10 protein-coding genes and 1 other RNA gene are annotated in these 8780 nt (G+C 69.1%); 7 read left to right on the top strand and 4 right to left on the bottom strand.

What is annotated here, in order from left to right; all coding sequences use genetic code 11:
- The 6 genes from zapA to JWQ05_RS05635 form a co-directional block, all read left to right on the top strand.
- Positions 1 to 259: cell division protein ZapA (gene zapA, locus JWQ05_RS05660; RefSeq protein WP_299655819.1), on the top strand; the 259-nt coding region annotated here is incomplete at its 5' end.
- A 49-nt stretch (positions 260 to 308) separates the two neighbouring features.
- Positions 309 to 466: non-coding RNA, 6S RNA (ssrS, locus tag JWQ05_RS05655), on the top strand.
- A 37-nt stretch (positions 467 to 503) separates the two neighbouring features.
- The gene (locus JWQ05_RS05650) at positions 504 to 1064 is read left to right on the top strand and encodes a 5-formyltetrahydrofolate cyclo-ligase (protein WP_299655815.1); all 561 of its coding nucleotides are present in this window, start codon (positions 504 to 506) and stop codon (positions 1062 to 1064) included.
- A 9-nt stretch (positions 1065 to 1073) separates the two neighbouring features.
- The gene (locus tag JWQ05_RS05645) at positions 1074 to 1895 is read left to right on the top strand and encodes a TIGR00282 family metallophosphoesterase (protein ID WP_299655812.1); all 822 of its coding nucleotides are present in this window, start codon (positions 1074 to 1076) and stop codon (positions 1893 to 1895) included.
- A gap of 182 nt (positions 1896 to 2077) precedes the next feature.
- Complete coding sequence (locus tag JWQ05_RS05640; protein ID WP_299655809.1) at positions 2078 to 3082, top strand: MotA/TolQ/ExbB proton channel family protein; 1005 nt, start codon at positions 2078 to 2080, stop codon at positions 3080 to 3082.
- A 1-nt stretch (position 3083) separates the two neighbouring features.
- Positions 3084 to 4097 (top strand): peptidoglycan -binding protein, encoded by a 1014-nt coding sequence (locus JWQ05_RS05635; RefSeq protein WP_299655806.1) that lies wholly within the window; start codon positions 3084 to 3086, stop codon positions 4095 to 4097.
- Positions 4098 to 4100: 3 nt separating this feature from the next.
- Here JWQ05_RS05635 and JWQ05_RS05630 read toward each other — a convergent pair whose 3' ends face one another.
- The 3 genes from JWQ05_RS05630 to JWQ05_RS05620 form a co-directional block, all read right to left on the bottom strand.
- Positions 4101 to 4421 (bottom strand): hypothetical protein, encoded by a 321-nt coding sequence (locus tag JWQ05_RS05630; RefSeq protein ID WP_299655825.1) that lies wholly within the window; start codon positions 4419 to 4421, stop codon positions 4101 to 4103.
- Between the two features lie 66 nt (positions 4422 to 4487).
- Positions 4488 to 6041: a peptidase S10 gene (locus JWQ05_RS05625; RefSeq protein ID WP_299655804.1), complete on the bottom strand. Its 1554-nt coding sequence runs from the start codon at positions 6039 to 6041 to the stop codon at positions 4488 to 4490.
- Between the two features lie 41 nt (positions 6042 to 6082).
- A complete protein-coding gene (locus JWQ05_RS05620) occupies positions 6083 to 6535 on the bottom strand; it encodes a DNA polymerase III subunit chi (protein ID WP_299655822.1) in 453 nt (150 codons plus the stop codon).
- Between the two features lie 362 nt (positions 6536 to 6897).
- Here JWQ05_RS05620 and JWQ05_RS05615 point away from each other — a divergent pair, with 362 nt between their 5' ends.
- Positions 6898 to 7140 (top strand): hypothetical protein, encoded by a 243-nt coding sequence (locus JWQ05_RS05615; protein WP_299655801.1) that lies wholly within the window; start codon positions 6898 to 6900, stop codon positions 7138 to 7140.
- Positions 7141 to 7209: 69 nt separating this feature from the next.
- On the opposite strand, the gene JWQ05_RS05610 is transcribed toward JWQ05_RS05615, so the two are convergent.
- Positions 7210 to 8780: CTP synthase (locus JWQ05_RS05610; protein ID WP_299655798.1), on the bottom strand; the 1571-nt coding region annotated here is incomplete at its 5' end.

Here is an 8780-nt window from a genome sequence, read left to right as displayed (position 1 = left end):
GCGCATCACCGAGATGCGCCGTTCCTTCGGTGAGATCGGCGACATGCGCCTGCACGTGATGGCCGCCCTGATGCAGGCCGACGAACTCCAGGAAGCGCAGGCCCGCCTCGCTGTCCTCGAGCAGGAGGCCGCCGCCTTGAAGGCGGTCGTCGATTCCGCCGACGCTACGCGGGTGGCCGAGGACGCGCGCCTCGCCGAGGGCCTCGGCCGCTGTGCCGATCGGATCGAGCGCCTCGCGCACACGATTTCGGCGGGCTGAGCTGCCCTGCCCCCTGGTGCCGGGAGCGGCGCGACGCTACATATCGATTGCGGGGCTGCCGGGTCCGTCAGGAGTACTTTTCCCCGGGGCCTTATCGACTCCCCAGGGAGCTGTCCCTGGCCTCGTCCCTGGACTTGGCCAACACGGCGCCCACCTACATTGTAGGTTTCCCGGGATCGACACTCCAACGGCTCACGTGGCTCCGCACTCAGATCTTTCTCCCACCGATCCGCCTGTTTCCGACGTGAAGGCGGCCTTACGCAACGCGGCCCTGGCCCGGCGCGATGGCCTGCCGCCCGACGCGCGGATCGCCGGCTCCGCACGGATCGCCGAGACCGTCATGGCGATCGACGCGCTCGCCGAGGCCGCCATCGTGGGCGCGTTCTGGCCGATCCGCAGCGAAGTTGATCCGCGTCCCCTCGCCCGCCTCCTCTTCGCGCGCGGCCAGCGCGTGGCCCTGCCCAAAGTGACGCCCGATGGGCTGGTCTTTCGCGAATGGCGCGAGGGCGAGGCGTTGGTGGCTGGCCGCTTCGGGCTCAGCGAGCCGCATGACGACCTGCCCTCCTTGGACCCGACGGCCCTGATCGTGCCCCTGGCGGCCTACGACCGGCGCGGGCACCGCATCGGCTACGGGCGTGGCTACTACGATCAGGCGATCGAGCGCCTCTCCCGCAACGGGCCGGTCCTGACCATCGGCGTCGCCTTCTCGGTCCAGGCCGTGGAGCACGTCCCGGCGGAATCCCACGACCAACCGCTCGACCATCTCATCACCGAGGCGGGCCCGGTCCCGCTGATACGGGCCTGATCCTGCACGATGCGACTCCTCTTCCTCGGCGACGTGGTGGGCCGTCCGGGCCGGCACGTGATCTCGGACCGACTGCCGGGCCTGCGCGAGCGCTGGCGCCTCGACTGCGTGGTGATCAACGGCGAGAACGCCGCCGGGGGCTTCGGGCTCACCGAGGCGATCTGCGACGAACTCCTCCAGGCCGGGGCCGATGCCGTCACCCTCGGCAACCATTCCTTCGACCAGCGCGAGGCATTGGTCTTCATCCAGCGCCAGACGCGCCTGGTGCGGCCGGCCAATTATCCCCCCGGCACGCCGGGCCGGGGCGCCACGGTGGTGGAGACGCGCGAGGGTGCACGCGTCCTCGTCCTTAACGTGATGGGCCGCATCTACATGGACGCCCTCGACGATCCGTTCGCCTCGGCCGAACGCGAGTTGGCCGCATGCCCGCTCGGCGCGGTGGCGGACGCGATCATCGTCGACGTGCACGCCGAGGCCACCAGCGAGAAGCAGGCCTTCGGACACTTCCTCGACGGCCGCGCCAGCCTCGTGGTCGGCACCCATACCCACACCCCGACCTCGGACCACCGGATCCTGCCCGGCGGCACCGCCTACCTGTCCGATGCGGGCATGTGCGGCGACTACGATTCGATTCTCGGCATGCAGAAGGACGAGCCCCTGCGCCGTTTCCTGCAGAAGACCCCGGGGGCACGGCTCGAAGCGGCGCAGGGGGAAGGCACCCTGTGCGGCATCGCCGTAGAGACGGACGACGCGACGGGGCTCGCAAAAAGCGTCGCCGCCGTGCGGCTCGGGCCCCATCTGGAAGAGACCTGGCCGCGCGCCTGGGACTGATGCATTCGTGGGCGCGGCGCGGGAGTGTTGTCGAAACGAACCTAGCCGCCGCCTTCCGCGCGTTGGCCGGGAACGCGGCTTGATCGGCGCGGAGCCTGTCGTCACTGTGCCGGCGTGATCGATCCGATGCCCGCGCCTCTTCTGCGGGTTCCAGCCCCGCATCCATGAGTGTGCCCGAGCCGATGGCGACCCCACCCGCACCCGCGACGCTCGCCAAGCCCGGCATCTACCTCGTCCGGATGCTGGTCTTCCTGATCCTCGTCGGCTTCCTCGCCTTCGTGCTGTTCCGGCAGGTCACGCCGGCCTTCCTCGCCAATCCCGGGCTCAATGGGCTCATCCTCGGCGTCCTGCTGATCGCGGTACTGCTCGCCTTCGGGCAGGTGGTCCGGCTCTATCGGGAGGCCGCCTACGTCAATGCCGTGGCGGCGGGCGAAGGCCCGGGCAAGCCGCCGCCGCTGATGGCGCCGCTGGCCCCCGCCATCGTAGCCCGTCGCGACGGGATCACGCTTCCGACCAGCCGCGCATTCCTCGATACGGCGGCGGCGCGCCTCGACGAGGGCCGCGAGATCCTGCGCTACGTCTCGGGTCTTCTCATCCTGCTCGGATTGCTGGGTACGTTCTGGGGCCTGATCGATACGCTGAGCGCGGTCGGCTCGGTCATCAAGACCATGCGCGGCGGCGGCGAAGCGGCGGCGATGTTCGACGAGCTGAAGAACGGTCTGGCCGTTCCGCTCTCGGGGATCGGTCTCGCCTTCTCCGCCTCCCTGTTCGGCCTGGCGAGTTCGCTGATCACCGGGTTCCTCGACCTGCAGGCGGGCCAGGCCCATGCCCGCTTCCACAACGAACTGGAGGATTGGCTGCTGTCGGGTGAGGTGCCGGCGGCGGGGAGCGTGGTCGTGGCGCAACCCGCGAAGGTCCAGGCCGCGCCCCCGCCCCCGCCAATGCAGGACCCGGCCAGCGCCCGCGAATTGAAGGAGGCTGTCGACCGGTTGACGGCCGTGGTGGCGGAGGGTGCCAACGGCCGCGTCGCGACCCAGGCGATGACGAACCTCGCGGAGGGCATCCAGGGCCTCGTCCAGCACATGCGCGCCGAGCAGCAGATGATCCGCGACTGGGTGGAGGCGCAGGCAAGCCGCGAGCGCGAGTTGAAGCAGGTGCTCGAGCGCCTCGGGCGCGAGCGGACCTGAAATGGCGTCCACCCGCATCCGCCGCGACCGCAGCCTCAATGTCTGGCCGGGCTACGTCGACGCCCTGGCGACACTGCTTCTCGCCGTGGTCTTCCTGCTGACCATCTTCGTTGTGGGCCAGTTCTTCCTGTCCCAGGAGATCAGCGGCCGCGATTCGGTGCTGACCCGGCTCAACCGCCAGATCGCGGACCTCACCGATCTCCTCGCCCTGGAGCGCTCGACCCGGAAGACGCAGGAGGATCAGGCCTCCTCGCTGCGCAACACCCTGCTCGGCGCGCAGGCCGACCGCGACCGCCTGAAGGCGCAGGCCGAGGCCGCGCAAGGTTCGGCCGGGCGCCAGGGCGAAGTCGACAAGCAACTGGCCGTCGAGCGCGCCAACACCGCCCGCGCCGCCTCGCAGATCGATCTCCTCAACGAGCAGATCGCGGCGATGCGCCGCCAGCTCGCCGCCCTGGAGGACGCCCTCGCGGCTTCGGAGAACCGGGATCGCGAGAGTCAGGCCCGGATCGCCGATCTCGGCAGCCGGCTGAACGTCGCGCTCGCCCAGAAGGTGCAGGAACTGGCGCGCTACCGCTCGGACTTCTTCGGGCGCCTGCGCCAGATCCTCGGCAACCGACCGGACATCCGCATCGTCGGCGACCGCTTCGTGCTGCAATCCGAGGTGCTGTTCCCGGCGGGCTCCGCCAACCTGAAACCCGAGGCCGGGCCGGAACTCGACCGGATCGCCGGCGCGATCCTGGATCTCGCGAAGCAGATCCCCGCCGACATTCCCTGGGTCCTGCGCATCGATGGGCACACCGATGCGCGGCCGATCGCCAGCGCGCAATTCCCTTCGAACTGGGCCCTCTCGGCGGCGCGCGCCATCGCGGTGGTGCAGTCCATGGCGGCCAAGGGAATTCCGCCCCAGCACCTCCTCGCCGCGGCTTTCGGCGAGTTTCAGCCCATTGAGGCCGGGACGACGGAGGAATCTTACGCGCGCAACCGGCGGATCGAGATGAAGCTCACGGAGCGCTAGCCGCTATTTCACGATCCGGTCGAGGCGGTTGTTGACGAAGAAGTAAAGCTCCTTCGCGCCGGGTTCGTTGTAGAGCACCTGCACCTCGCGGCCGGACCGGCCCTCGCCCACCAGAACGTCGGTCGGCGGTTTGCCCTTCAGGCGGACGAGGTCGCACTCGCCGATGCCGGTCTCGATGACCACGGCGGTGGTCGGCGCGGGCGCCGTGCAGACGCCGTCGCCGTTGAGCACTGGGCCGGCGAAGGACGGGGCGGCCGGTGGGGGTGCGGCGGCGACCGGAACGGGAGCCGGCGCTCGGCTCTCGGTACTCGTGCAGGCGGACATTCCCAGAGCCAGGAGCCCACCGAGGGCAAGCCCCCGCAAGGTGTGGAAGGCGATCACGGTTCGTCCTCAGCGCTGTGCGTTCCCCCGCGCGGCCAGGGCGGTCGCGTAGAGGGCAGCCGCATCCCGGTGGAAGGCGGCGCGCGAATCCGGCCGGGAATAGAACATGTGCCCGCCGGGGTACACCGCGAGATCGAGGCGCCCGCCGCCGAAGGCCGGCATCTGGTCGATCAGCAGCTTCGAGGCGAAGTACGGCGTCACCAGATCGGTGAAACCGTGCGCCACCAGCACCCGCATGTTGCCGTCGAGGGCCAGCACCCCGCGCAGTGCCCCCAGGGCTTCCGGCGCGATGCGCCCGCTGCCCCAGGTCCAGCCCCGATTCACCTGTCCGTTCAGGAGTTCGTAGCGCAGATCCGGCACCCGATAGTTCAACTTTTCGGTGTAGAGCGCGATCATCGCGCTGGTGAGCGGCGCCTGGAGCCCCGTGAGCAGCGGATCCTCGAAGCCCGACGCGGCGGCGTTCGGGTCCGGGTCCCAGCCGGTGACGCCCGTGTCGTAGGCGCTCGCCACCCGGCCGGTATCGCGGCCGATCTCGCGCTGGACGCTCTGGCCGGAGAGGCGCCCGGCCTGCCGGCGTACGAAGCCCGGGTCGAGGCCTGCCAGCGCGCCGACCCGGTCGCCGAGGCGCGCGACGGCGGCGTTGTCCGAGGGGCCTTTCAGGAGGTCGGCGAGATAGGGCCCGGTGGCGTAGGCCTCGGCCTCGGCCATCGATTGACGCGTCGGCGTGCCACCCGCCCGCTCGATGGCGGCGGCGGCGAAGGACGGCAGCTTGATGACGTGTCCCCAGGGCGTGGTGCGCGGCGCCTGCAGCCAGGCGAAGTCGAGGACCGGGGACAACAGGACCATACCGGACAACCCGACCCCGATCTCCTCCTGAAGCTTCGATGCGATGAGGGGCCCCCGGAACCCGCCATAGCTCTCGCCGACGTAGAATTTCGGCGCGGCCATGCGGTCGTTGATGCGCAGCCAGCGGGCGATGGCCGAGGACAGCACCGAGGCATCGGCGTCGACGCTCCAGTACCGCTTGCCGTCTCCGTCGGCGGAACGGCTGTAGCCCGTGCCCACGGGATCGAGGAAGACGAGGTCCGTGAAGTCGAGCCAGGTGCCGTCGTTCGGCACGAGACCGACCGGTGCCGAAGGGCTGATGCTGGCGCCCTCCACGGGCAGGCGCCACGGGCCGATGGCGCCGATGTTGAGGTAGGCCGAGGCGGCGCCCGGTCCGCCGTTCAGCGCGAAGGTCACGGGACGCGCCACATCCTCCTTCTTTGCCCCGTCCTTGCCCGCCAGCGTGTAGGCGATGAAGCCGATCTCCGCCTGGAGCTTGCCGGACTCGTCCATGAGCGGCAGGCTGCCGGCGCGCGCGGTGAAGGCGAGGACGCGTCCGTCCGGCAGGGTGACGCTGTGCTCCGTGACTGCGTCGGCGGGGAGCTTTCGTCCCTCGGGGCCGCGCGTCTCGGCGGGCCGGCGCGCCTCGGGAGGGCGCTCACCCGAAGGAGCGGGCTGGGCGTGAAGCGAAGTTCCGGCGAGCAGCAGGGCCGCGAGGCCGATGGCGAAGCGTCTCATGGCGTTTCCTCTCGGCGATTTCGCGTTCGTTCGGAGGGGCGTCAGGCCTTCTTCTGCCAACGCCCGTCCTCGTCCTGCTGCCAGTAGGCGATCGTGTGCCCGGCGGCCTTGGCCTCTTTCCACTGCTCGCGGGCACGCAGCAGGGCATCCTGATCAGTGCCGTCGAACAGCACACAGATCCGGGCGTACTCGGCTGCATCCAGCGGAAGGTCCGCACCCTCCACGAGGAAGCGGATCGAGGCCGCGTTCGGATTCGTCTCCTTGAGCGTCAGCACCACCAGCTGGCTCGCCGCATCGGGTTCGCGGTCGGTGCCATGGGGCAGGAAGCTGTCGTCGCTGTAGGTCCAGAGCTGGTCATCGAGCGCCTGGAGCCGCTCTTCGCTGGCGGCTTGGATCGTGGCGCGCCACTGGCGCTCCAGCGAGCGCTCGAGCAGGTTTGGCAACACCTTCTCGAGGGGCTGCTGCTGCAGGTGATAGAACAGGATCTCGGTCACAGCGTGCAAGGTAAGCATCCGCCAGTCCATTGCCAGCGCCGTCCCCCTCTTCCGCCCACGATTTGCCCCGAGCAGCCGCGCGTGAAAACCGCGCAGATGGCTGGGATCGCGCGCTTCCGACACACTAAACGCGATCTGGCGGCGGCTCACGCGCTGACGGCTGCATATCTTGAAAACGCCCGACTTCGCCCGATGGCCGCCTGATTTGGCTAAGGCTTCGTCAACCCTCAGCCATTATTGCAATGCACCTACAACCTGCTCGCGCCGGCCCCGATGGCTGTTTCGCAGGCCAGCCCAATTTCGCCATCCGGATCCCGGCCCGTCCATCGGCCGCGGGCCTCATTATATCAGGACCTCATCCCGTGAGCTTCACCGTCAGCGCGCGCGTTTCCGCACGTCAGTTCTCGTTCCAGCATCGCTCGATGCTGGGCGCGCTCGATCAAAGCCTGTCGCTGTTGGTATCAGGCATGTCGGACGTGCGGATCGTCGATGCGGACGGCCGGGCCCATACGCCATCCGCTCTCCAGGCGCTCCTGTTCGGAGCCCGGTCAACCTTGAAGGATGCCGTTTCGGTTGCACCCGTCTTGACCGCACAGGCTGCCTGAGGCGTTATTTTCACAGGCTAGGGCACACGGCCTCGCGGCCATCACCGCGCGAGGCCTTCGGCCGATGGCTCAGACCAAACGGCTCTGCACCATTGCGGCGCCGACGAAGCCCTTGAAAAGCGGGTGCGGCTCGAAGGGACGTGACTTGAGTTCCGGATGGAACTGCACGCCGATGAACCACGGATGGCCGACATGCTCCACGGTCTCCGGCAGGAGCCCGTCCGGCGATAGGCCGGAGAAGCGCAGGCCCTTGGCCTCCAGCACGTCGCGATAGGCCATGTTGACCTCGTAGCGGTGCCGATGGCGCTCTGAGATCTCGGTGGTGCCGTAGATCTCGGCGATCTTCGAATCCGGCCGCAGGGCGGCCTGATAGGCGCCGAGCCGCATGGTGCCGCCGAGGTCGCCGGCCGCAGCCCGGCGCTCCAGTTCGTTGCCCTTCAGCCACTCGGTGAGCAGGCCGACCACGGGCTCGGCGGTTTCGCCGAACTCGGTCGAATTGGCGTCCGGCACGCCGGCGAGCGAGCGGGCCGCCTCGATCACCGCCATCTGCATGCCGAAGCAGATGCCGAAATAGGGGATCTTGCGCTCGCGGGCGTAGCGGGCTGCGCGGATCTTGCCCTCGGCGCCCCGCTGGCCGAAACCGCCGGGCACCAGAATGCCGTGGATGCCTTCGAGGAAGGGCGCAGGGTCCTCGCGCTCGAAGACCTCGGCCTCGATCCATTCGAGGTTCACCTTGACCCGGTGGGCGATGCCGCCGTGAGTCAGGGCTTCGGTGAGCGACTTGTAGGCGTCCTTCAGCCCTGTGTACTTGCCCACGATGGCGATGGAGACCTCGCCCTCCGGGTTCTTCACCCGCTCGGAGATCGTGCGCCAGCGCGACAGGTCGGGTTCGTCCTGCGAGGGCAGCCCGAAATGCGCCAGCACCTCGCGGTCGAGGCCGGCCTCGCGGTAGGAGAGCGGCACGTCGTAGATCGAGTCGACGTCGCGGGCCTCGATGACGGCGGTCTCGCGCACGTTGCAGAACAGCCCGAGCTTGCGGCGCTCGTCGGCGGGAATCGGCCGGTCGCAGCGGCAGAGCAGCATGTCGGGCTGGATGCCGATGGAGCGCAGTTCCTTCACCGAGTGCTGCGTCGGCTTGGTCTTCAGTTCCCCGGCCGAGGGAATGTAGGGCAGCAGGGTCAGGTGCACGAAGGCGGTGGCGCCGCGCGGCAATTGCTGGCCGAGCTGGCGGATCGCCTCGAAGAAGGGCAGGCCCTCGATGTCGCCCACCGTACCGCCGATCTCGACGAGCACGAAGTCGAAGGCTTCGTTGCCCTCGAGCACGAAGTCCTTGATGGCGTTGGTGACGTGCGGAATCACTTGGATCGTCGCGCCGAGGTAATCCCCACGCCGCTCCTTGGTGATGATGTCGAGATAGATCCGGCCGGTGGTGATATTGTCGGCCCGCGTCGCCGGCAAGCCCGTGAAGCGCTCGTAATGGCCGAGATCGAGGTCGGTCTCCGCGCCGTCGTCGGTGACGAACACCTCGCCGTGCTGCGTCGGGCTCATCGTGCCCGGGTCGACGTTGAGATAGGGGTCGAGCTTGCGCAGGCGGACTTTGTAGCCGCGCGCCTGGAGCAGGGCCGCGAGCGCTGCCGATG

Source organism: Methylobacterium sp., assembly GCF_028290105.1.
Classification (GTDB): Bacteria; Pseudomonadota; Alphaproteobacteria; order Rhizobiales; family Beijerinckiaceae; genus Methylobacterium.
The sequence above is the reverse complement of the archived record's forward strand: the minus strand, read 5'-3'. Positions and strand labels throughout refer to the sequence as shown.